Origin of the sequence: Candidatus Methanoperedens nitratireducens, assembly GCF_900196725.1 — an archaeon.
GTDB lineage: Archaea > Halobacteriota > Methanosarcinia > Methanosarcinales > Methanoperedenaceae > Methanoperedens > Methanoperedens nitroreducens_A.
Genome location: NZ_FZMP01000196.1, coordinates 17,578 through 40,755, shown reverse-complemented (window position 1 = coordinate 40,755; position 23,178 = coordinate 17,578). Strand labels below are relative to the sequence as shown.

General features: G+C 46.6%; 24 protein-coding genes. 10 read left to right on the top strand and 14 right to left on the bottom strand.

What is annotated here, in order from left to right; all coding sequences use genetic code 11:
* Positions 1 to 180: 180 nt before the first annotated feature.
* On the top strand, positions 181 to 768 hold the full coding sequence (ruvA, locus tag MNV_RS13235; protein ID WP_096206429.1) for a Holliday junction branch migration protein RuvA: 588 nt from the start codon (positions 181 to 183) through the stop codon (positions 766 to 768).
* A 218-nt stretch (positions 769 to 986) separates the two neighbouring features.
* Positions 987 to 1,979 (top strand): Holliday junction branch migration DNA helicase RuvB, encoded by a 993-nt coding sequence (gene ruvB / locus MNV_RS13230; RefSeq protein WP_096206428.1) that lies wholly within the window; start codon positions 987 to 989, stop codon positions 1,977 to 1,979.
* A gap of 22 nt (positions 1,980 to 2,001) precedes the next feature.
* Here the strand turns inward: ruvB and MNV_RS13225 are convergent, their stop codons facing one another.
* Positions 2,002 to 4,674: an S-layer protein domain-containing protein gene (locus MNV_RS13225; protein ID WP_179293988.1), complete on the bottom strand. Its 2,673-nt coding sequence runs from the start codon at positions 4,672 to 4,674 to the stop codon at positions 2,002 to 2,004.
* Positions 4,675 to 4,861: 187 nt separating this feature from the next.
* Between MNV_RS13225 and hxlA the strand changes: the two genes are divergently transcribed.
* Both hxlA and MNV_RS13215 read left to right on the top strand, forming a co-directional pair.
* Positions 4,862 to 6,151, top strand: coding sequence for a 3-hexulose-6-phosphate synthase (gene hxlA / locus MNV_RS13220; RefSeq protein WP_306453651.1), 1,290 nt, complete (start codon positions 4,862 to 4,864; stop codon positions 6,149 to 6,151).
* A 168-nt stretch (positions 6,152 to 6,319) separates the two neighbouring features.
* Positions 6,320 to 7,198, top strand: coding sequence for a CBS domain-containing protein (locus MNV_RS13215; RefSeq protein ID WP_096206425.1), 879 nt, complete (start codon positions 6,320 to 6,322; stop codon positions 7,196 to 7,198).
* 39 nt (positions 7,199 to 7,237) lie between these two features.
* Here MNV_RS13215 and MNV_RS13210 read toward each other — a convergent pair whose 3' ends face one another.
* Positions 7,238 to 8,080 carry a CBS pair associated ParBc domain-containing protein gene (locus tag MNV_RS13210; RefSeq protein WP_218838025.1) on the bottom strand — a complete coding sequence of 281 codons (843 nt, stop codon included), beginning with the start codon at positions 8,078 to 8,080 and terminating at the stop codon, positions 7,238 to 7,240.
* Between the two features lie 100 nt (positions 8,081 to 8,180).
* Here MNV_RS13210 and MNV_RS13205 point away from each other — a divergent pair, with 100 nt between their 5' ends.
* From MNV_RS13205 to MNV_RS21035, 3 genes are read left to right on the top strand one after another with little or no spacing between them, the layout of a single operon-like run.
* Entirely contained in the window at positions 8,181 to 8,666 is a 486-nt protein-coding gene (locus MNV_RS13205) for a ferritin family protein (RefSeq protein WP_096206423.1), read from the top strand.
* A complete protein-coding gene (locus tag MNV_RS13200) occupies positions 8,667 to 9,215 on the top strand; it encodes a TIM barrel protein (RefSeq protein WP_306453648.1) in 549 nt (182 codons plus the stop codon). It abuts the gene before it with no gap.
* 4 nt (positions 9,216 to 9,219) lie between these two features.
* Positions 9,220 to 9,459, top strand: a complete 240-nt coding sequence (locus MNV_RS21035; protein WP_306453647.1) for an apurinic/apyrimidinic endonuclease family protein — start codon at positions 9,220 to 9,222, stop codon at positions 9,457 to 9,459.
* Positions 9,460 to 9,505: 46 nt separating this feature from the next.
* Here MNV_RS21035 and MNV_RS13195 read toward each other — a convergent pair whose 3' ends face one another.
* The 5 genes from MNV_RS13195 to nadC form a co-directional block, all read right to left on the bottom strand.
* The gene (locus tag MNV_RS13195) at positions 9,506 to 10,132 is read right to left on the bottom strand and encodes an L-threonylcarbamoyladenylate synthase (RefSeq protein WP_096206422.1); all 627 of its coding nucleotides are present in this window, start codon (positions 10,130 to 10,132) and stop codon (positions 9,506 to 9,508) included.
* A 27-nt stretch (positions 10,133 to 10,159) separates the two neighbouring features.
* Positions 10,160 to 10,396: a 4Fe-4S binding protein gene (locus MNV_RS13190; RefSeq protein WP_096206421.1), complete on the bottom strand. Its 237-nt coding sequence runs from the start codon at positions 10,394 to 10,396 to the stop codon at positions 10,160 to 10,162.
* An 87-nt stretch (positions 10,397 to 10,483) separates the two neighbouring features.
* Positions 10,484 to 11,581, bottom strand: a complete 1,098-nt coding sequence (locus tag MNV_RS13185; protein ID WP_096206420.1) for an FtsZ/tubulin family protein — start codon at positions 11,579 to 11,581, stop codon at positions 10,484 to 10,486.
* 8 nt (positions 11,582 to 11,589) lie between these two features.
* Positions 11,590 to 12,735 carry a BatD family protein gene (locus tag MNV_RS13180; protein ID WP_179293987.1) on the bottom strand — a complete coding sequence of 382 codons (1,146 nt, stop codon included), beginning with the start codon at positions 12,733 to 12,735 and terminating at the stop codon, positions 11,590 to 11,592.
* Between the two features lie 86 nt (positions 12,736 to 12,821).
* The gene (nadC, locus tag MNV_RS13175; RefSeq protein WP_096206418.1) at positions 12,822 to 13,637 is read right to left on the bottom strand and encodes a carboxylating nicotinate-nucleotide diphosphorylase; all 816 of its coding nucleotides are present in this window, start codon (positions 13,635 to 13,637) and stop codon (positions 12,822 to 12,824) included.
* A 77-nt stretch (positions 13,638 to 13,714) separates the two neighbouring features.
* On the opposite strand from nadC, the gene MNV_RS13170 reads away from it, so the two are divergent.
* Both MNV_RS13170 and tatC read left to right on the top strand, forming a co-directional pair.
* Positions 13,715 to 14,527, top strand: coding sequence for an aspartate dehydrogenase (locus MNV_RS13170; RefSeq protein ID WP_096206417.1), 813 nt, complete (start codon positions 13,715 to 13,717; stop codon positions 14,525 to 14,527).
* A 1-nt stretch (position 14,528) separates the two neighbouring features.
* Positions 14,529 to 15,404: a twin-arginine translocase subunit TatC gene (tatC, locus tag MNV_RS13165; RefSeq protein ID WP_096206416.1), complete on the top strand. Its 876-nt coding sequence runs from the start codon at positions 14,529 to 14,531 to the stop codon at positions 15,402 to 15,404.
* Between the two features lie 17 nt (positions 15,405 to 15,421).
* On the opposite strand, the gene MNV_RS13160 is transcribed toward tatC, so the two are convergent.
* Positions 15,422 to 17,113, bottom strand: coding sequence for a site-2 protease family protein (locus tag MNV_RS13160; protein WP_257000060.1), 1,692 nt, complete (start codon positions 17,111 to 17,113; stop codon positions 15,422 to 15,424).
* A gap of 60 nt (positions 17,114 to 17,173) precedes the next feature.
* On the opposite strand from MNV_RS13160, the gene cutA reads away from it, so the two are divergent.
* On the top strand, positions 17,174 to 17,497 hold the full coding sequence (cutA, locus tag MNV_RS13155; RefSeq protein ID WP_096206492.1) for a divalent-cation tolerance protein CutA: 324 nt from the start codon (positions 17,174 to 17,176) through the stop codon (positions 17,495 to 17,497).
* A 108-nt stretch (positions 17,498 to 17,605) separates the two neighbouring features.
* Here the strand turns inward: cutA and MNV_RS13150 are convergent, their stop codons facing one another.
* From MNV_RS13150 to MNV_RS13125, 6 genes are all read right to left on the bottom strand, one after another.
* The gene (locus MNV_RS13150; RefSeq protein WP_096206414.1) at positions 17,606 to 18,166 is read right to left on the bottom strand and encodes a 30S ribosomal protein S7; all 561 of its coding nucleotides are present in this window, start codon (positions 18,164 to 18,166) and stop codon (positions 17,606 to 17,608) included.
* Position 18,167: 1 nt separating this feature from the next.
* Positions 18,168 to 18,596, bottom strand: a complete 429-nt coding sequence (locus MNV_RS13145; RefSeq protein WP_096206413.1) for a 30S ribosomal protein S12 — start codon at positions 18,594 to 18,596, stop codon at positions 18,168 to 18,170.
* 69 nt (positions 18,597 to 18,665) lie between these two features.
* Positions 18,666 to 19,100, bottom strand: a complete 435-nt coding sequence (locus MNV_RS13140; RefSeq protein ID WP_096206412.1) for a NusA-like transcription termination signal-binding factor — start codon at positions 19,098 to 19,100, stop codon at positions 18,666 to 18,668.
* A complete protein-coding gene (locus MNV_RS13135; protein ID WP_096206411.1) occupies positions 19,093 to 19,386 on the bottom strand; it encodes a 50S ribosomal protein L30e in 294 nt (97 codons plus the stop codon). Before MNV_RS13135 ends, MNV_RS13140 begins: the two co-directional genes overlap by 8 nt.
* Positions 19,387 to 19,389: 3 nt before the next feature.
* The gene (gene rpoA2, locus MNV_RS13130; protein ID WP_394336546.1) at positions 19,390 to 20,538 is read right to left on the bottom strand and encodes a DNA-directed RNA polymerase subunit A''; all 1,149 of its coding nucleotides are present in this window, start codon (positions 20,536 to 20,538) and stop codon (positions 19,390 to 19,392) included.
* A gap of 2 nt (positions 20,539 to 20,540) precedes the next feature.
* Positions 20,541 to 23,171 carry a DNA-directed RNA polymerase subunit A' gene (locus tag MNV_RS13125; RefSeq protein ID WP_096206409.1) on the bottom strand — a complete coding sequence of 877 codons (2,631 nt, stop codon included), beginning with the start codon at positions 23,169 to 23,171 and terminating at the stop codon, positions 20,541 to 20,543.
* Positions 23,172 to 23,178: the final 7 nt, after the last annotated feature.

Genomic DNA, 23,178 nt, shown 5'->3' with positions numbered 1-23,178 from the left:
TTGTATCTAAAGAGATTAATTCCGGGACTGATAACATATGTTACAGCTCTTTCTTATGTTAACAACATCTATTAACAGGCAAAAGCCCTTAAATAAAATTAAACATATATCAAATGTAATATGCGAAGGAGATATTAAGAAATGCAAAAGAGGCGAATCTTCAACTGTTGAAGAATCAATATGATTTCACATATCTATGGAGAAATAGCGCACAGGGGCGAGAGTTTTGTGGTGATTGATGTCGGAGGCATTGGGTATCAGGTCAATGTCACGCAGCCTGCACTTGCTGAACTTGGCGACAGGAAAGAGAAGGTAAAGCTGTACACGCACCTGCAGGTCAGGGAGGATGCGCTCATGCTTTACGGATTTACAAGCCCAAGCGAGCTTGAGATGTTCAAACTTCTTATCAGTGTTACGAGAGTGGGACCCCAGATAGCGCTTAATATCCTTTCCCAGATTAGGATTGAGGAACTTGCAGCAGCGATAATCAATGAGGATGAGAAAGTCCTTACACGCATTTCTGGTGTAGGTCCAAAAAATGCGAAGAGGCTGATACTGGAACTCCGGGACAAGATGAAAAAGAAGATGGAAGGGGTCGTGCTTGCCGGCGTAAGCAGCGCTAATTACGATGCCGTGAGCGCCCTTGTCTCCCTTGGATTTACGCAACGCGAGGCTAAAGAGGCTGTGGATGCCGTAGCTGCGGGATTAAAGGAACCAACGGTGCAGGCACTGGTCAAGGCGGCGCTGGCGAGGTTGAAGGAGAGGTAAATCTTCTTAATTTCATTCCGCCGCATCTCCTTCACAACCTCACCCGCCGCGCTGCCCTTTTTGATGAAACAAAGACGCTATATTCCCAATTTTTAAGCGCGCCAAGAAGTACCAAAATCCGCAAGCCAACCCGGGAGAATGTTTATATAAACAGCGGGAGATAAGAAATCTATTAAATCAGTCGAAGACGACTTCATAAAAGGGTACGAATACTTAACATGGAAGAAAGAATCATTGCATCAACCCCGCTGAGAGACGAAAGTGAAGATACTACGATCCGTCCTGCAAAGCTTGATGAATTCATCGGGCAGAGTTCCCTCAAGGAATCCCTGAAAATATTTATCGAAGCCTCCAAAAAACGCGGAGAACCTCTTGACCATATCCTCTTCTCAGGACCTCCCGGCCTTGGCAAGACCACGCTTGCGCATATAATAGCGAACGAGATGGGCACAGGCATCAAAGCTACATCAGGACCGGTGCTTGAGCGCCCGGGCGACCTTGCTGCTATACTGACCACGCTCAAGAAAGGGGATGTGCTCTTTATAGACGAGATCCACCGCCTCAATCATGTTATCGAAGAAATCCTGTATCCTGCAATGGAGGACTTTGAGATCGACGTCATGATAGGTGAAGGACCGAGCGCCAGGTCTATAAAACTTAATCTTGAAAGTTTTACCCTTATCGGCGCAACCACAAAAATCGGCATGCTGGGCTCACCGTTCCGGGACAGGTTCGGTTTCACTGCGCGGCTTAACCTGTACCGGGTTGATGAACTTGTGCAGGTAGTAAAGAGAAGCGCCTCTATTCTGGTCATTCCCGTAACAGCCGACGGTGCGCTGGAAATCGCGAAGCGCAGCCGCGGCACACCCCGTATCGCCAACCGACTGCTCAGGCGGGCGAGGGATTTTGCGATCGTGAAAGCTGCCGGGGAAATAACGCAGGAGGTTGCGGATAATGCACTGACCATGCTGGGCATAGACAGGCTCGGGCTTGATGACCTTGACAGGCGCATCCTTAAAGTGATCGCAAAAGATTTCGGAGGCGGTCCTGTGGGTGTCAAGACAATCGCTATCTCCATAGGTGAAGAGGTCAGGACTATCGAAGAGGTTTATGAGCCGTATCTAATCCAGGTAGGATTCATCAAGCGGACGCCGCAGGGAAGGGAGACGACCGCGGCGGCAAAGGAACACATAATAGAGCCTGGCAGATAAGCTCAATATCCTTCTTCTCTTTTCATTTTGGCTTTTTTATTACCTCAAATATACTTTTTTTCGCTGTCATGTAGTAAATAATAATCGCTCCTACGACAATTATTATTCCCAGGATCAGAAAAATATTAACCGGGGATGATTCCCTGACCTCTATCAGCTTCTTCTGCCCGAGTATCTCGACCGTGTAATTACCCGCCGGCAGAGCTACTTCCTGATTGAAGGTGATCTCTTTTACCTCGCCGGGAGCAAGAGTGACAGGCTTGCTACCAACCTCGGTGTTATTAATTATCAGCACCACCGGAAGAGTATCTTTTTTCGTACCGGCGTTTGTTACGTTAGATCTGATCACAGCCGTCTGCCCTGTGGAAACAACTTCAGGATCGATGTTAATATCAAGCGCCTTATACTCCGAATAAGGCATCCTGATATCAATATCCCTGGCGGCAGTGGTATAACCGCTCTTTGAAGCATATATAGTATGAGTCCCGCTCTCTTCAAGCGTGTACTTCACGGCGCCGCTGCTATCAGTCTGACCTGCTGTTATATTGTCGAACAAGACGGTCACGCCGCTGACAGGCAGGTCGTTTTGTGTAACTTTTATAGTTATTGTCTCGAACTGGTTTGCCTTTACAGGCGCATCTATGCTCAGCCTGTTCTCAATATACTCCTTTATTTCTATGCCCTTGCTTGCCTTCTGGTATCCAAGCTTGGTCGCGGTCAGGTTGTATAAACCGCCATCCAGTGTTTTTTTCAGGGTATAATTAACGATACCATCCCTGTCAGTCTGTACGGTATCGGAATCAATCCCGACCGATGCTCCTTCGACCGCCTTACCTCCGGCTGTAACTTTTACAATTATAGCATCTCCGGCAGAAGCCCTGGCAGGAGCGTCAATCAAAAGCTGGTTCGCAATCATCTCAGGCGTCACCATGACAAAAGGATATAACCTGACATCGCTGGAATCCGCTACCCTGAACTTGATATTGCCCATCAGGTCTACAGTGCTGCCGGAGGAGAGACCAATAGAGTTCTTATTTTCCATCCTGATACTATTCGCATCAACACTGCTAATTTCCATTTCGCCGTACCTGTCCCCTGTTTTCACCGGGATAAAGGATTCGGATATCTGGAAAATGCCCCTTACAAAGGCAGCATTTACTTCCCTGCCCCTGAATATATCATCGAAGTTAATAGCTATGATGGGCAGATCGCTTTCAGCCCCAACTTTTTTGGAATATATATAAGTATCCTGTCCGGAAACAACATCGGTATCAACCTCGCTGCCATCCTTTAATAATGCGATCAGAATCTGCCCCTGCCCGGCACCGATGTCTATGTCTTTCATTTTCAGCACATAGCCCTCTTTTAAAGTCAATGTGCTCCCCTGGGAAACAATGCGCTTTGTATCATCGTCAATAAGCACCCTGTGCAGTTGATTCCTTCCAAGTGTGCTTTTTACTTCTTTTCCGGAAATGGCACTGTTTTTGGTAAAGCCTGCAAAATATTTGTCAGCCATGAAGCCGATCACCTGGTATTTGCCAAAACCTGAATAACCGAAGCCGATCTCCTGTGATGATGTAGAATATTTTAATTTACCCCTTGGAATCGAGGAACCGCTGATCTGCTCGATTCTCAGGTTTTCGTTCCCTATGTCCTGATCTATATCGTAGTAAAAGCCTATGTTCGTGCCGCCGACATTGAGACCGAAGTTCAGGGGCGTCCATTCATCAATCGCGGGGTAAACCGTTCCCCTTACTTCGAAAGTACCTGTTTTTTCTACAGATAAGGCAAATCGCAGAACATCGCTGTCTGCGACCGTGAGTTTCAGGTCACCCATCAAATCTACTGTATTTCCCGGAGAAAGGCTGATAGAATTCCTGTTTTCCATATCGATTCCGCCCAGACCGACGTCGCTTATCTCCATTTCGCCATACCTGTCACCGTTTCTCACCAGAGTAAAGGACTCAGAAAGCTGGAAAACACCTCTGACAAAGGCAGCATTCACTTCCCTGCCGCGGAATACATTATCAAAATGCACCGCTATAATCGGCAGGTCAATTACGCTCCCCACTTTTTTCGAATATATATAGGCACTATCCCCGGAAACTACGCCGTTATCAACTTCGTTCCCGTCCTTCAATAGAGTAATCCATATCTGTCCGGGACCGGCGCCTATGTCAACTTCCTTCATTTTCAGTACATAACCCTCTTTTAAGGTCAGCGTACCGCCCTCGGCAACAATCCGTTTATCATTATCATCAAGAAGCACCCTGTGCAGTTGACTTTTACCAAGCGTGCTTTTTACTTCTTTGTTGGAAACAATGCTGTTTTTGGTATAACCTGCAAAATATTTGTCAGCCATGAAACCGATTACCTGATATTTGCCAAAGCCCGAATAACCGAAACTTACCTCCGCAGGGGCGGTCGTGTACCGGATATCGCCTTCATCTATTGTTCTTTTTATATTCCTGATAGTAAGCTGCTCGGTCCCCAGATTATCATTAAGATTGTAATAAAATCCTGCAAAACTGTACGAGTTCCACGTGTAAGTTGTCGGCATCCCTTTACTGCCGTCCCATACCCTGTTACCCGTTGAGGGAGCTGCACCGGCAATGCCGCCGGACAATAATATCAGTATTGTAATTCCAATAGCAATCTTGAGCAGACGCTCTGCACAAATATTCCCCTTGATCATCCATATCACCTTTTTTTGAAACTTTAGTTTTTTTTTAAGTAATAGATATATGAGGGTTGGTAAACCATTAAAGTATAAAAACCCTGCCATTCAACCAAGCCCATCCAACCCTGCGATAGTAGCAGATAGCGGATTGTACGCCAGTGCTGATATCAACCATTAAAGCTTTAATTACGCACACGAATTTATTTGTGGTGATACTATCAAACCAATACTTCAGGTCGCGCTTGATATTTTAGAGACAGACCGGGCTATCCAGATAGCAAAAGAAGCTATAGAAGGAGGGGCGGACTGGATAGAAGCGGGGACCCCTCTGATCAAAAGCGAAGGCATGAACGCTGTAAGAAGGCTTAAAGCGGCATTCCCGGAGCATGCTGTCCTGGCTGATATGAAAACCATTGATACGGGTGCCCTTGAGGTTGAGATGGCTGCTAAAGCGGGCGCTGATATAGTAATCCTTCTCGGCAGCGCCGATAGCTCAGCTATCATGGATGCGGTACGGGCAGCCCGTAAATACGGTGTGAAACTCATGGCTGACCTGATTTCCACAGACGATCCGGCAAGGAGAGCAAAAGAACTGGTGGAAATGGGGATTGATTATATCAATGTGCATGTAGGCATCGATCAGCAGATGACGGGTCAGGACCCTGTCAGGATACTCAGGGATCTCAAGATTAACGTGCCCGTCGCGGTAGCCGGGGGGCTGGATGCGCAGAGCGCTGCGAAGGCGGTCATATCAGGGGCGAGTATAATTATCATAGGAGGGAACATCGTTCGTTCATCCAGTGTAACAGAGTCTGCAAGAGCTATCCGCCGGAGCATCGATGCCCCGGAAGTCGCCGAGGAGCCTGAGAGATCAATCGATGAGCAGACGCTTCTTTTACTCAGGCGTGTATCTACACCCAACATCTCCGATGCCATGCACAGGAAGGGAGCCATGAAGAACATCCGCTGCATCTGTCCCGGCAACAAAGCTGTGGGCAGGGCTGTCACGGTCCAGACCTTTGAGGGCGACTGGGCAAAGACCGTAGAAGCTATCGATGTTGCAAAAAAAGATGATATCATAGTTATCTATAACGGCAGTCCGCACGTCGCTCCCTGGGGGGAACTGGCGACATTGAGCTGTATCAATAACGGCGTATCAGGCGTTGTGATCGATGGCGCGGTGAGGGACGTGGACGATATCAGGCGGCTTAATTTCCCCGTATTCGCAAGTTCAATAATGCCTAATGCAGGCGAGCCGAAAGGGTTCGGGGAGATAAACGCAGAGATACAGTGCGGAGGTCAAACAGTCAAACCCGGTGATTATATCGTAGGGGATGATAACGGCGTTGTCGTGATACCCAAAGAGAGGGGATACGAGGTCGCGAGGCGGGCTGTTGAAGTCGAGAAAAACGAGCGCAGAATCCGGGATGAGATCAAGAGGGGGAAAACGCTGTCAGAAGTGCTATACCTGCAAAAATGGGAGAAAAGATAGGTAACCAGCATAAATCAATGTTAAATAGGGCATATATTTATTAATAATGAATACTAATTTTAGCTTAATAAATAGGAGATTGAACAAACCGAGGGTGTATGGGTAACTATCATAATCAATAGTTATATACATACCTTCTATATAATATGTACTCAGGAGAGTTAGACAATGGAACTCACGCCTATTCAGAAAGAGATTTTAACTGCGTTAATTAATTTATACAGGGAAAGGAAACTGGCTATCAAGGGTGAAGATATTGCCGAGGTTATAAACAGGAACCCCGGGACTGTCAGGAATCAGATGCAGTCCCTTAAAGCGCTGGGGCTGGTGGAAGGTGTGCCGGGACCGAAGGGTGGATACAAGGCGACCGGCGAGACATACCGCGCCCTCTGCTTATTAGAAATGGAAAAAGAGACCGTAGTCCCGATAAAGCGGAATGATGAACTCATCCCTAACGCGACAGCCGCTGAGATCAGTTTTACGACTGTCAGGCATCCTGACCTTTGCAATGCTACGGTACACGTTATCGGGGATATAAAGAAATTCGATATCGGGGACATTATCATGATCGGACCCACGCCTGTTAATAAACTGGTAATGCGCGGGGAAGTTATCGGCAGGGATGATATCCAGAACTCGATATTATTTGTTATACAGGAAATGGTTTCCCTGCCCAAAAAACCTGTTAAGAACTATATCAAAAAACAGACCATAACCATACCTGCTATAGCCACGATACAGGAAGCATCGAGGATCCTTGTTGATAATAAAATCCATGGGGCGCCTGTTAAAGATAAGAACGCCATCGTGGGTATAGTGACACTTACCGATATCGGAAAGACACTTGCGGATGGTAAGACCAGTCTTAAGATAAAGGATATTATGAGCAAGAGGATAATATCCGTTGATGCGGAACTGCCTCTCTATGAGGTTGTAAAGGTCTTTAGCAAAGAGAAAGTGGGAAGACTGCTTGTCAGATCGAACGGGGATATTGTAGGGCTTATCTCAAAAACAGATATACTGGATAAACTTGCAGTTTATGGATAAAAACTTGTGGTTTGCTGAAAGTCCCTGTATTTCCGGGACTTATTGCGCCACATCAGTCAGGCCGTTCTCGTCGTTCTTTTTCAGCCTCTTTGTTACCTCGATAAGCGGATGCTTGGCATAATCAAGTATCTTGATATCCGAGAGTGTATGCAGACCTGCCGAGGCGGCTGTTTTTTCCATGCCAAGGCGCACATCATCCCCCAGCGGGATAACATAGGCGTCCATGCTTTTTATTCCGAGCTTCCTGGCTGCAATGACCCTGTGGTGACCATCGACAAGTATGAGCTTATCCGGTTTCTTTATCACAACTATCGGTTCAGCCAGGCCTTTTTTCAGCTCATATATCCTGCCGTCAAGTTCATCCGCATAGACCTTGGGCTGCGTCGGAATAAGTTCGTCAATGTTGACGGTCTCACGAACCACATCAACGTGGATGTTATGGATAGCTTCAAGCGTCTTCTTGAGAGTCCAGACCTTCTGCGGGCTTGTTTTTTCTATATGGGAGCGTATGACATCAGTATTCGTAATAATACCGCGCAGGTGCTCGTTTGAGTCCACAACAGGCAATTTTGATTTGCCAGACCTGAATATCACACGCGCCACGTCGTTCATGTCCATCTCCGTATCCGCCACAAGCATATCCCTGCTCATGATGTTTGAGATTTTCTCATCGAGGCTCTTTTCAAGCATATCAGCCGCAGAAATATATCCTATGACTCTACTATCCCTGACAACGGGAAAGCCATCATGACCCGTTCTCCTTATCAGCCGTATGGCATCCCTGACCGTATTGTCGGGTGAGACCGTATTCACTTCCGTTGTCATGTAATCCTTGACTTTTGGATGATCCGCCATAATAGCACCTGTTGTTTTAATATACATGGGTTTCATCCCCTAAAAATTATTGCATCATACCAATCTTTAATATCAATCGCAGCCAACTTTCATGGGGTGAAACGATACGGCAAACCAGAACAACGAGATTCTTGGCATCTTCAAAGAAGCTATAGCGATCGAGATTTACGGAAAAGAGTATTATTCGATATTCAGCGAAATCATTGAGGAAGAGAACGCAGCGGCTATATTCAGGGGGCTGGCAAAGGATGAGGGCGACCACAGGGAATGGCTTGAGAAAGAATACAAAAAGCTCTCAGGTAAGTCCATTGACATCCAGGTAATGGATGAAGAGAACAGGGAAAAGGCGCGCAGCGTCTTTCCGGAATCGCTCCAGCCGCTTAACGTAGCGCAGACCGGGGATGCGCTGAAGCTTGGCATCAGGACTGAAGTAAGGTCTATCGAGTTATACTCCGGCGCAGCACAAAAAACAGATATTAAATCAACAAAAGATCTTTTCCACAAGCTCGTTCACTTCGAAGAAGGACATAAGAGGATACTTGAGGATGCGCTGTACTATCTTGAGCAGGAAGGCACCTGGTATGGCTATTCCCCTCCGACGATAGAAGGTTGAATGGAGCGCCTGCTGTTTGGCACAGCCGGCACCCCGCTCAGTTCAAAAGGGAACGACAGCCTGTCAGGTATCAAGCGGGTGAGAGAGCTTGGTCTTGGATGCATGGAACTTGAGTTCGTCCGGGGCATCAGGATGGGTGAATCCATGGCGCACATGGTCGCAGAAGTGGCAAAGGAGCTTGATGTACGGCTGAGCGTGCATGCCCCGTATTATATCAATCTTAACGCCGCGGGTGATACGCTCGCTAAAAGCAGGGAGAGGATACTTAATTCCGCCAGGATAGGGAGCATCTGCGGAGCAAGAAGCGTGGTTATCCATGCGGGTTATTTCCAGGGAGAAACAGGGCAGGCGGTGTACGGGAAAATTAAAAAGCAGCTAATGGAACTCATAGAGCAATTAAGGAGCGAGGATATGAATATCACGGAAGGGGTTTTTGCCATGCATCGATTTTTCACATCTGCACGCAAGGACCGGAAAGTTCAATTCCCGCGAGGAATTTGCATATGTTCTGGAGCAGATAGAGAAAAAGCTTGGGCGCGAAGGGCTTGATAATATGCACATACACGTCTCAGGGATAGAATATTCGGACAAAGGTGAGAGAAGGCATCTTGTATTCGCGGAGTCGGATTTTAAGTACATGGAGCTTGCGCAGGTTTTTTCGGAGTTTGGTATAAAGGGAATGGTCATAAGCGAAAGCCCGAACCTTGAGGGGGACGCGCTGCTGTTGAAGAGGGAATACGAGTCAATCAGATTGCCACAAAACACCCTATCCGGCTTATTCAAAAACGAATGAGATTATTCAAAAATGGATTGTTAGCGCCAGCCTGTCCCCCAATATATCATTTCACAGCCACCCCATTCATATCGAATATTTGACTTAGAGCAGCGAGTACTTCCCCGTATTTTGCACCTTTTCGCACTATCTTCAGGTTAACAAGGTCAACGACAGTCGAAGGTTCACCCCTGCAATCCCCCCCGTCAATGATATAGTCCGCGCTTACCTTTATTTCTTCCACCCTCGCAGGCGGCGCCTCACCCGATATATTGGCGCTGGTCGAGGTAACAGGGACGCCTGCAAGCTCGATGAACCCGGTTGCAAGTTTATGAGCCGGATAGCGTATGCCCACCAGGTCAGTTCCCGGCGTCAGGATATCGGGAACCGTCTTTTTTTTCTTCAGTATAACGGTCACAGGTCCGGGAAGGAATTTTTCAATAAAACTTCTCTCATTTTCGCCGATATATACCAGTTCATCCATCATTTTAAAACTTGATACTGCGACTGAAACGGGTTTATCCGGGAACCTGTTTTTAACCTCAAATACCCTCCTCAGGGCTTCTTCTGAAAAAATATTGGCAGCTATGCCGTACACGGTCTCGGTCGGATAGATGACAATCCCGCCTTTTTTTATGATATCTGCGGCTTTTTTGATATCCCTGCCCGTATTATCATTTTCAGAGCGCCGCATGCGGAGTATATTATTAAAAACAATATGTTATAACTGGACCATTGCCAGGGAGCCGACAGGGCAGTTCTTGGAGCATATGCCGCAGGCGATGCAGGTGTTGTAATCCACTACAGCCGCGCCGTTGGTAACGTGGACCGCAAGTTTTGCGGTGTTGATATCGAAGTCCTCGGCCTTTGACAGTTTTGTATTTGTGGGGCAGACCGTAACGCATATCCCGCATCCGTTGCAATTTCCTGATTGGACAAGTTTCTTATCTTTTGCCATGATGGTTGATACTGCTCTGGACAATATGAATATTTTGGTTTGTAAAATTGAACGTTGATTATAGTTTGCCCGCTATAATATTTAAGCTCAATATACAGGTTCCAGTCCCTCAAGCCTCTCTGCTATGAGCCTATTCTGCTCGGACAGCAGTTCCTTTTTCTCACGCTGTTTCTCTACCGCCCCTACCCCGATCTTGAATAGCCTATCCAGTTCTGAAGATGCACCGATCGATAATATTGTCAGCACTCGTGGAACTTCGCCCTTATGCAGAAGCACTCCTTTGAATACCTGGCCCACCTCACAGGCTAATTTTTCAACCTCACTCGTAATATCGTTAATATTAAGATACTTCTGGTCACCTTCCAGGATTATCATGGCCCTGTTCGCTTCACTATAAGGGTCAAGCTCGAAAAGTAGACCCGCATGTGAAAGGCTGTGCTTGATAACCGACTTGACGGGAGTATTTTTATCACCCTCGCCGTAACCCATAGTAGCAAGCCTTGAGCCCCCGGACATAACGCTCTTAAAGTCCCCCAGGTCGGTAACCATCATCATTTCACTGTCAAGCGCTTTTAAAAGGAACAGGAACCGGTTCGCAATGGTACTGTTGATACCATCATAAGCGGTTTTTATATCTTTGCCAAGATGTTTTAAGAACTGGTTGTCCACGATAAGATTCCCATCGGCTTTCCCGTCCATGACTTCTTTCAGGCAAAAGATGGCATTCTGCAGGTAAATCGCACCTTCTTCCCTGAATGGAAGCACAAGAACCCCGTAAACATTGAATTTATACCGTTCTTTCATAGCCTCTATAAGGAGTGGCAGGAACGATGATCCCGTACCGCCAGATGCCGATGCAATGACAAAAGCAACATCAAAATCCCCCCGTTCTTCTATGGTACTGAGCAAAAGTTCCTTATTTTCATCGAAACAATTTTTCCCTACGCTCCGGTTCGCTCCCACACCATGGAGATAAGGTACGTGTATCCTGTCCCTGGCTTTTGTGAATCTTAATTCCTTCAGGTCGTTCACAGCCGTATTAATCGCAATTGTCTCGACGTGGCTTGTGAATTTCTGCTTGCCATAATATTTAGATACCATCCCCCCGCCAAAAGCTTCCTTGTTTATTGCATCAAGAATCCTGTTGCCACACTGTCCTACACCGATTAATAGTACGTTTAACATGTCTCCTCTTAATATGAATATTCTCTATGTCTTTTTATTGCGAATGTTGCCAGTCCGAATGCTGCTACAACTAAGGGTAAAACAACATACAGGTAATTTTTTTCTGTCGCTGTCACATTGATTGTTTCAGAATCCACTTTTATACCGATTTGATCATCATTATAAACCGTTCTCAAATTGATTGTGAAATTCCCCGCTTCGGTTGCTTTTAAGGTTACTCTGTACTCTTTTGTTTCACCTGGAGCTATACCTTCATCATAGTAAACTTTCCTTAAATCTCCTTCAATGACTTCCATGCCATATGGGGGTATGCCATCTACAACTACCGATCTTGCATAGGCTTTCCCGATATTAGTGACTCTTATTGTGGCTTCGATAGAGTCATCGATATTAATTTTATTTTTATTTAAAATAATTATTGTTGTCAGGTTTGATTTTTCCTCCATAATCGCCGCAACCTTCAGTGTAATCGAGTTTGACCTGTTCGTTTTTGACCCATATACAACAACTGCCGGCTCAACAGTGAACGTGCCTGAGTCAACAGCCTTCAGGGCATAATAAACCTCCTGGCTTTCTTCGGCGGCAAGTTGGGTATTTATCACAGGCGGGAACCTTGAACCCTTAGCGCTGGAAAAACCGTTGGGAAGCTGGTCGGTCAGTGTAAGGTTATATGCAGTGGCATTTCCCCTATTTTCAACTTTGATTTTAAATTCTGCAACTTCCCCGATATTGAGACTGGTTCTATCTACCGATTTTGTCAGGACGATATCAGGAACTCCTACCGGATGGGTGGGTATGACTACCGGGTATATTTTTGGGTAACCCCATCCGGTCGGGAATTCTATGGAAATCCTGGCAGTATCGGAAACGGTATATGCTCTGAGACTTATCTGGTTAAACGTGATAGGGGCTTCGCCCTCGTATAAATTATTAATCTTAGACAGGTTGCCAAATGTCAAATTCACTTTGGCATAAACTGGCGGACTGATCTCAATGACCTCAATAATATACGCGCCGTTCTCAAAATTTATGGCGGTATTGTTTGGGACAGTAAAGTTGTATGTTTGTGTTGCAGCTTCTCCTGATACGGGAAGCGCCAGCAATACAAATAACAAAAAGTAGATTGGTCTCATCCAGTAGTCCATTTTGCCCATACTACCATTAATTAACATTCAATAATATATAAACCTTATGAGTATTAACATTATGATAATGAATTTACTGAAGAAAAAAATTACGTTTACTGTTTAATCCTCAGACTGATATCAAGCCATAGGGATGAATGCGTAAGTGCGCCGATAGATATAACATCAACACCGGTTTTTGCATAATCACCTGCGTTCTCCATTGAAATGCCTCCTGAAGCTTCAAGGATTAACCCCTGCCGCAGTCCCTTTTCATCCAGCCTTTTAATGCATTTTTCGATCTCATCAGCCGCCATGTTATCGAACATGATAATATCCGCCCCCAGTTCCGCCGCACGAACAGCGGAATCCGTATCTTCTACTTCAACCTCTATTTTCTGCGTGAAGCTGGCTGCATCTTTTGCGCTTTTCAGAGCCTTTTCAAGTCCGAGAACTGCAATATGGTTATCCTTTATCAGCACAGTATCTGAAAGGTTGAACCTGTGAGGGTCGCCGCCTCCGGCTATGACGGCTTTCTTTTCGAATTTCCGGAATCCCGGCGTGGTTTTCCTGGTACATGCGATCTTTACACCATTAGCCCTGCCAACATATTTGCGCGTCAGGGTCGCGATCCCGCTCATCCTCCCCAGGAAATTCAATGCCAGCCTCTCAGCCCGGAGTATAGACCTTGCGCCGCCTTCAAGGGTGAAGATGATGTCATCTTTTTTTATGGCTGTACCTTCAGCAAGGTCAGTGGTCGCAAAAACCTCAAAATATTCGAATACCTGAGTAGCTTCGGCAAGCCCGGCAACGATGCCGTCTTCATTTGATACCACTTCAGCCCTGACCTTACAGTCCGGAACTACAGTGCATGAGACATCATTATAACCTAAATCTTCTTCAATGAAACGTTCAAGTTCTACCAGTAACATAATCAATCCCTACAATTAATATTCTTCAATTACATATATACTGCTGTTAATGGATGCTATCGGAAACAGAATACATTATGCTTAAAATCGGAATAATCGGATGCGGTTCTATCGGCACGGAAATTTGTAAGGCTATCGATGCAAAGCTCATAAATGCACAGCTTGTAGCTGTCTATGACCGGAGCGAGGAGCACGGTGGGAAGCTGCTTGGAGCGCTCAGTAACATGCCCCGATTGCTATCTGTGGATGACCTGATATCCGAATCCGATATAGTTGTTGAATGTGCCTCAGCGGCAGCGGTCCGCGAATACGGGCTTGAAGTACTGGAAAGGGGAAAAGACCTTATGATACTTAGCGTTGGAGCCCTGACAGATCCGGAGCTTCTGGAAAAGCTCGTTAAAACGGCTGCAACCCACCATAGCAGGATATATATACCATCAGGAGCCATTGCAGGAATCGACGGCTTAAGATCGGCCTCTATTGCCAGTATAGATAAAGTAATGCTTACAACTACGAAGAACCCGGCAGGATTGAAAGGGGCGCCATATATTATAAATAACAATATTGACCTCGGTTCTTTCCGTGAAAAGACGCTGCTGTTCGAAGGAAATGCGGAGGAGGCGATCGCAGCCTTCCCGGCAAATGTCAATGTCGCCGCATCACTGAGCCTTGCAGGTATAGGTGCAAAAGAAACTCAAGTGAGGGTTTTTGTTGACCCCGGGGCGGTGAGAAATATTCATGAGATCACAGTTGAGGGGGCTTTCGGAAAATTTACATGCCGTATTGAGAATGTCCCCTCGCCTGGCAATCCGAGGACGAGTTTCCTTGCCGCATTATCAGCCATAGCTACATTGAAGAAGATAACAGAGCCGCTACAGATAGGAACTTAAGATGCCGCTGGAAGATTATACACATATACTTTCCGAGTTAAGAAAGAAACTGTTTTACATAGCAGCCCTTTTCGGAGCTGGAGCTATATTTTCTTTCCAGTTAATGGGGAACGTAATAAAAAAAATAGAATATGATATGTTCTATAAATTGAACCTGCCTGGTAACCCCGGTTCAGGACAACTGGTTGAAATCTCAGACTCTCTCTCCCGGATGTCAAAGGAACTTATAGTCAATAATCCTGCAATAGCGCAAAACCTGACGAGAATATCCGCTGATATATTAAATATATCCCAGAATATAAATACTTATAAACCCACCATTATTTTTCTTACTCCCCTGGAAGTGCTGATGCTTGAGTTCAAAATGTCTCTTATATTCGGGATTATCATAGCATCTCCGCTCATTATATATTATGCCTATAAAGGGCTGAAGGGAAGGTTTACAAAAATCATACCCTTTAAAAAATCCTCAGTGATTTTCATAATACTTGTAGCCGCGTTGTTGTTTTTGCTGGGGGCAGGATATTCTTATTTTGTCATGCTGCCTTTCTTCCTGAGTTACATCTACCAGGATGCCATAAGTCTTGGTGTAAATGCGACCTTCTCGATATATGAGTTTATCTATTTTATTGTCCTGACCACCCTGATCTTAGGGTTTGCCTTTGAATTACCCCTTATTATGACAATGCTTGTTCACGCAGGCGTTACCACGCGGCAGACCCTTGCTTATTACAGGAAGCATGCTTACATCATCCTGCTGGTTGTTGCAGCCTGGATCACCCCTGATCCGAGCATGTTCAGCCAGATAATGATGATGCTGCCATTTGTTATTTTATATGAGGTCAGCCTTGTAATGCTGAGATTTACGGGTAAATAAAGACAACAGAGCCGAATCTAAAACCCATGCGCAGCATACGGCGCGAACGCGACGAACACAAGCGACATAAGGATAAGGACTGCAAATAAGATTACGACAGCATTGGTTATTTTTTCGGCCTTCTCACCATTACCTATTATCCTTGAGAGTGATGAGGTCATAACATCGCGGAATACATGTCCGCCGTCAAGGGGAACCGCCGGGAGGCAGTTGAAAAGCCCAACATAGAAATTCATCCAGCCGACCCACATGAGTATATTCAAAACCCAGAAAATCCCGTTTCCAAAAGGAGCAGCCCAGCCTACCGGTTCATAGAAGTAAGTCATTAAACCGCTGAACCCCGGGAAACCATTACCTGTAAATCCATATATAGGCAGGCTGAACAGGTATACCCAGCCCTCAACCCTGTTTAACAACGAAGGTATGCTCTCCAGCATATTCAGGAAACTTTTAGCCTGGAATTGACCTACCCCGATGCCTGAAGAATAGCTCACAGCCCCGGTATCGGGCGCATAAGAGATACCCAGGAATCCTTTTTTTGCATTTTTGTCATATGGATAGCTGGTTAATTCGATGTTCTTGAATACTTCCGTCGATGCATTCGCAGAGTTGTTGCTGAGAACATAGACATCTATCTTCTGCCCCGGCTCTGTGGAATTCATGAAACTGACAAAATCATCAAGTCCCCTGATCTCAGTATTATTGACCCTTACAAGGACCATGTCCGGTTTTATGCCGGCAGCTTCTGCAGGAGAGCCGGGTACTACATCGTACACTTTGATACCCTGGTAAGTACTATTATCCGATGTTGTTACAAGGTCTATTACTTTTCTTTCCCTGTTTTCGATAACGTTCAGCGTTATTTTACTTCCCGGCTGCAGTGTGTTCATATAGATCATGAACTCTTCAGCGCTATTCACCTGTTTATCGTTTAGCTGCGTGATTATCATGTTCGGCTTTACACCGGCTGCATCAGCAGGATGCCCCGGAATCACGCTTGTTACCATCACTTCTCCAACCGGGGAAATAGACCCGAGAAGCGAGAAGAACAGAATAAAGGCGACAAATGCTGTGGCAAAGTTAGCCATGACACCCGCTGTAAGCACCCTTACGCGTTCACCCCTTGTTGCAACCTTTTTGGGTGGGGCTGGCTCGGGCTCTTTCTCATTTTTTTCCTCTTTTTTCCCGAGAAGCTGATCCTCATCGGGTTCTGCAAACCCCCCTATCGGGATTACTGCCAGCAGTATCCCCATTGATTTTACCCTTATACCTTCGACTTTACAGAGGATCGCATGCGAGAACTCATGCACTATAAGGGTCACTATCAATGCAATGACTCCCCACTCAAAGGGTATATACTCGTTAATTCCGGGTATAAGGAAAAAATTACGCGGCTCGTTGATCCTGGTGGGAGGCGGGATGGTTTGCGTCTGGAAAGATCTTATCAAAGCGAAATCAACGAATAATATCAGCAGGAACATTACAAGCATGCCTATGAGCATTGCAGGAAGACCGATGTTTGCAAATATCCTCCAGAAACTCTTATGGACGGCGAGTTTATCGAGCAGTCTCTGACCTTTCTGGGTCCTGACCATCAGTATCGGTCCGTACGCTGTGATATTGTATTTGCTTAATATTCCCCGCCTGTCAAGGAACATGACAAATAACCAGTACAGCAAGAACAGGAGTAAAAGATTATAATAATTCAACTGCAGTCTCCATTAGCATTTTATTTAAACACATCGCGCATATTAAGTATGGGTGCCCTTATGTTTTCAATCATATATATAACCGCTGGCAATTCGGAAGAGGCTCGCAGGATCGGAAAGAAGCTTATTGAAGAGCGCCTTGCCGCCTGCGTGAACATTTTCCCTATTACTTCGATTTACAGGTGGAAGGACGATATAGAAGAATCAGATGAGTTCGGGATGATAGTCAAGACAAAGACCGAAAAAGTAAAAGAGATCGAAAAAAGGGTGAAGCAGCTCCACAGTTATGAAGTACCGTGCGTATTGTCGTTCGATGTAGGCGAAGGTTCGGCAGAATATCTTAAATGGATCGGCGAATCGGTCACAAACCCCGTACAAATGTAACGAGGCATGTAAATAGCGTTTTTTGCATTATGTTTACACCGCAACGCGTCACGGTGAACATATTTCTTATCATCTGCGACTAATTAAAAATAAGTAAAGGCGAAGTATTTACCTCGCCGCTTTTGCAACACGCTCGATGTTATCCTTCTTGCCCATGGCAAAACCTTTGACATCGTAGTTGGCTGCTGCGATTATCTCTTCGGCAAGCGCATCGACGTATGATTTCCTTGTGCCGAATGATGCCTGCTGCGCACCCTGCGCAATTAATCTTAACGCAGTATCCACACGGCGCTGCGGAGCCGTATCGACAGATTTCGGGACAGCGATACCGCCGTATTGCAGCCTGACCGTCTCTTCCCTTGGTCCTGCGTTTGAAACAGCGTTGACAAGCACCTGCAGGGGGTTCTGCCCTGTCTTTTTGTTAATGACCTCAAAGGCATCCTGTACCATCCGGATTGCGGTGATCTTCTGGCCGGTATTGTTCTCCTCGCGTATTATCTTGTTGATAAGCCGCTCGACGATGTTCAGGCTGGATTTGCTGAACTGCTGTTTTGCGTTCTTTCCGCCGCTGTGCGGTATAGTTACAGGCGAAAGATTCACGTAGCCCTTGATGCTCGGGTCTTTGACCTCAACCTCGGTAAAATCCCATTTTCCAAACAATTTGTGCATATTATCTCACCGGTTTTTCCTTCTTGCCGAGAACCAGTTGTCTTAAGTCCACGTTATTGACAGCCACTACCTTCCAGCGCACACCGGGGATATCTCCCATTGCGCCGCCCATCCTTCCGCCTATCCTTTCCACGACAACCTCATCATGTTCGTCAATATAGTTGATAGCACCGTCACCGGGGCAGAAAGCTGATATCTGTTTTCCGTTCTTGATAAGCTGAAGCCGTATGCATTTGCGGATAGCCGAGTTTGGCTGCTTGGCCTCGACCCCGACCTTCTCAAGCGCAATGCCGCGAGCCATAGGCGCTCCTCCAAGCGGGTCTGCCTTTACATCGAGATTAAGTGCGCGCCTGCTGTAGTTCCTGTCGCTCCATCTGAATTTCTTATGTTCGCTCTTTAACTTGCGAGCGGCGTATATTCCTTTTCCCATGAAGTTATGTTCCTCCGGTGTATTATGATTTTAATTTCGTTACGCTAATCGATTGCGTTCTCAAGGGACTCAACCCTTGATGATCACATCATCTATATTATGGTGCCTCAGGGAGAGTTTTTTTACCTTTTCGATATTTTTGCCGTCTCTCCCGATGGCAAGCCCCTTCTCCTTAGTAAGTACCTCTACATAAGCTATGCGCTTGTCATCCTTAACAGTAATATTAACATTCTTTATTGAGACGGGGTGAAAAGCATTTTTCACGAACTCAACAGGGTCCTCCGAGTGCTCGATGACCTCTACATGCCTGCCAACGGCTTTCTTGACGCGGTTAATGCGGTCCCCGCCTTTTCCGATAGCCAGCCCCATGTCCCCGCTTTTTACTACGAATACCAGCCTGTTGTTCTCGGCATCCTCAAAGCAATCCCTTGCTCTGGCTCCTGTCAGGCTCTCAAATAATGCAATATATCTTATCCCGTCCGTACTTAGTTTGACTTCACTCATTCGTGCTCCCGAAAGAAAGTATCTCCGATTCCCCCGGCTCCAGTACCGCGAGTGTTGTAATCGGATACGGCTTGCCGCATGCGACACCCAGGTCAACCCCTGCTCCCGGGTATTTTATTACAGGCACTCCTTTAAGTTCATTCAGGGTTTGTTCCATACAATTGGAAGATACTACAACTACCTGTGCTTCCCCGTTCTTCACAGCATCAATAGTCTGCCTTGCGCCAATAAGTACTTTACCAGTGGATATAGTGCTTCGCAGTACTTTGCTTATATCGGTTTCCATAATTTAACTCCTTTGTGCGGGTTTTTTCGCGATCAATCTGACATTTCCGGTCCCAAGCCTTATCGGCTGGCCTACTATAACATTTTCTGTTACTCCCCGCAATTCATCGACATCCCCGCTCATGCCGGAATCAAGCAGGTGGTTCACGGTTACCTCGAAAGCCGCGCGTGCGAAGACGCTTGCCTTTTCTCCGGATACACCGTGCCTGCCTATCGGTTTCACATCCCCGTCAACTGTCATTATATCAGCTACAAGCATGATATGCCTCACATCCACGGTCAGACCCTGCTCTCTCAGGGTTTCCGTAGCTTCATGTATCAGGGACAGCCTGGCTGCCTCTATTCCCATTACTTCAAATATCTCATTGACGTTGTTCGTCCTTGTTCTGGTAGCATCAACGCCGTCTATTGCAAGCACTTCCTTAAGAGCTGAGCCCTCGGTATACAGGACATACTCGCCGCTGTCTTCTTTCCTGATAACGACTCTTTTGATATCCTTAATGCCTTTCAGTATTATGGACTGCACGCTTTTAACGAGCTGGAGCAGTTGCCTGTATGATGCTTCTTCAGGCCTCATTATTAAAGTATCGCCTGATATCTCTGGAGAATTGCCTATTTCCTCTTCAATCTTATCGGCAATCTCTTTTGCTGTCATATTCCGCTGTACAAGCGATTTTTTATTAAGGTCGATTATTATTTTCATCTCGGTGATGTCCGTGGACATGCTGCCCAGCACGGTAATTCTGGTAGCCTCTATCTTCCAGGCAAGTTCACGCGCTTTATCCCTGTCAAACGCAAACTCCTTCTCAAGGAAAATGGTCATCATAGGGGTGCTCGGATTTTTCCTTGCATCCACTATTTCGATCAAGCGCGGCAGTCCCAGGGTGACGTTGATTTCAGCCACACCTGCGTAGTGGAAAGTTCTCATTGTCATCTGCGTACCAGGTTCACCGATCGACTGCGCAGAAACGACGCCGGCTGCCTCGCCAGCCTGTATCCTGGAATAATCGTACGTGGCAAGTGTGTTCTTCACGATCTCATCCAGTTGTTTCTTTGTGATCTTGACGCCTTTGAGTTCACGCATCAGGTTATCAATGACCCTCTGGGGCAGCTGGAGAGATGAAATTGTCTCCTCTATGGTTTTTTGATCCATGCTCATTCCTCCCCGTTCACAACATTTTCGATGATCCGCTTGACAGCGTCAGGTTTGCTGAAATCGCTGTTCATCGGATTGATACCGTCTTCCCCGTATTTGAACTGGATTATCATTTTCCTGGTATCCCTGACAGTCCCGTCGTACTGGACTTCAAGGTCCTGCAGAGCGTTCACAAGCCGCCTCTGCAGATAACCGGACTGGGAAGTCCTGACCGCCGTATCCACAAGACCTTCGCGCCCTCCTATGGCGTGGAAGAAGTACTCTGTTGGTGATAACCCGCTCTTGTAACTTGCTCTTACAAAGCCGTGCGCCTGTGCTCCCAGGTCGCCACGCTCAAAATGAGACAGTGTGCGTCCCGCATAGCCTCTTTTAATGCGCTCGCCTCGCACTGCCTGCTGGCCGACACAGGCTGCCATCTGGGTAAGGTTGAGCATCGAGCCTCGTGCGCCCGAACGCGCCATTATCACAGCGGAATTATCCATTCCCAGATGCCTTCCTGCAATATCACCGGTCGCGTCCCTTGCTTTGGAGAGTTCTTTCATTATTTCCATTTCAAGCGTTTCAGCCAGTGTCCGCCCGGGCAGCTGCTCAAGCTCTCCTGCCAGGTATGCCGAGATCAGTTTTTCAACTTTATCTCTTGCCAGGTTCATGACCTCATCAATCTGGTTCTGGGCATCGGGGGGTATGTATTCATCGTCTATGCCGAAACTGAACCCTTTTCGCATGATGCCTCTTATCGAGAGGCGGGTAGCGTCGTCGATAAATTTACACGCGATCTCGGGATTGAACTCTTTCATCAGTTTATCAAGTATTACGCTCTTAAAAGCGCCTATGGCTTTTTCATCAATTACTCCATTCTCAAGTACCCCATCCCTGATGACCACGTAAGCGTCGTTCTCACAGTCAATGCCCTTGCAGACATCACAGTGGTCGCAGATCTCAGCCTTGAACTGGAGATTCAGGCCCTTTGGCAATATCTGGCTGAATATCTGTTTTCCTGTCCAGTACGGCTCACCGTTCTCTTTTCCAGCCGGTTCGGGCAATTCCCTGATCTCAGATTTCCCGAGAAGCTCCAGAGCATCGTTCTTATTTATCTTATCCTTGCTGCTCGTGAGCAGGAAAAGTCCTGAAATATGATCATGGATGCCGCCGATGATCGGACCGCCGAACCTCGGAGACAGGATGTTCTCCGCCACATGCATCAATATCTTCGCTTCTGCACGCGCTTCTTCTGTCTGAGGCACATGCAGGTTCATCTCATCGCCATCAAAGTCTGCGTTATAAGGTGGACATACAGCGGGGTTGAGCCTGAAAGTCTTGTATGGCAGCACCTTTATTTCATGAGCCATAATGCTCATCCTGTGAAGCGAAGGCTGCCTGTTGAATAATACGACATCGCCGTCTTTTATCTGCCGGTCAACTTTCCATCCGAGTTCTATCAGACCTGCAAGTTCCTCGCGGTTGATATCAGTGATTTTCACCCTCCGCCCGTCAGCCCTGACGATATAATTCGCGCCCGGGTGGTTCTCAGGACCTCTTTTCACATATTCTCTTACTTCTTCGAGGTTCCTTGGTGTCACGTTCATTGTAATGGTAAGTTCTTTTGCCACCTCTACCGGTACTCCGACCTCGAATATCCTGAGATTAGAGTCAGGTGAGATCACAGTCCTTGCAGAGAAATTGACACGTTTGCCTGATAAGCTTCCTCTAAACCGCCCTTCTTTACCTTTTAATCTCTGTGAAAGGGTCTTGAGCGGTCTTCCGGACCTGTGCCGTGCCGGGGGAACGCCTGAAACAGCATTATCGATGAATGTAGTCACATGGTACTGCAACAATTCCCACAGGTCTTCTATAATAAGCTGCGGCGCTCCGGCTTCCCTGTTCTCCTGGAACCGCTGGTTGATCCTGATTATATCCACAAGCTTATGAGTGAGATCATCCTCACTGCGCTGACCTGACTCAAGGGTGATCGACGGTCGCATCGTGACCGGGGGTACAGGCAATACGGTTAGAATTATCCATTCGGGGCGCGCATTCTGCGGGTCCATTCCGATCACTTCTATATCCTCGTCAGTGATCTTCTCAAGACGGGAACGGATATCCGTAGGCATCAGTTTATGTTCGTTCTCGATATATGTTGTCGGCTTCTCGAACTTGATTTCCTGCTGCACCTCGTTGCAGTACTGGCATTTTCCGGATTTCCGTGCTTCCTTGAACACCTCGTTAACAATATCCTCTATAGGTTGCCCCATTTTTTTCAGTGTTTTTATCTGCTCAAGGTACTTTTTCTTCTGGGCAGGCTCAAGAAGCAGCGCTCCGCAATTCCTGCAGGTAGCCCTGAGGATCTTGCGTATAAGCTTTGCAAAACCTACGTGGATGACCGGGGCTACAAGCTCGATATGCCCGAAATGACCGGGACACTCGCCAGCCCTTCCTCCGCACGTTTTACACCGCAAGCCCGGGTCAATGACGCCGAGCCTTGTATCCATCAATCCCATCTCGATCGGAAAACCGTCATCATCATATGTATCTGCCGTTATGATCCTTGTGACGCTCATTTTCCGGAACTCTTTTGGTGAGATAAGCCCGAATTTTATCTGTTTTATTCTTTTTGGGGTAGTGATTACCATAATATCC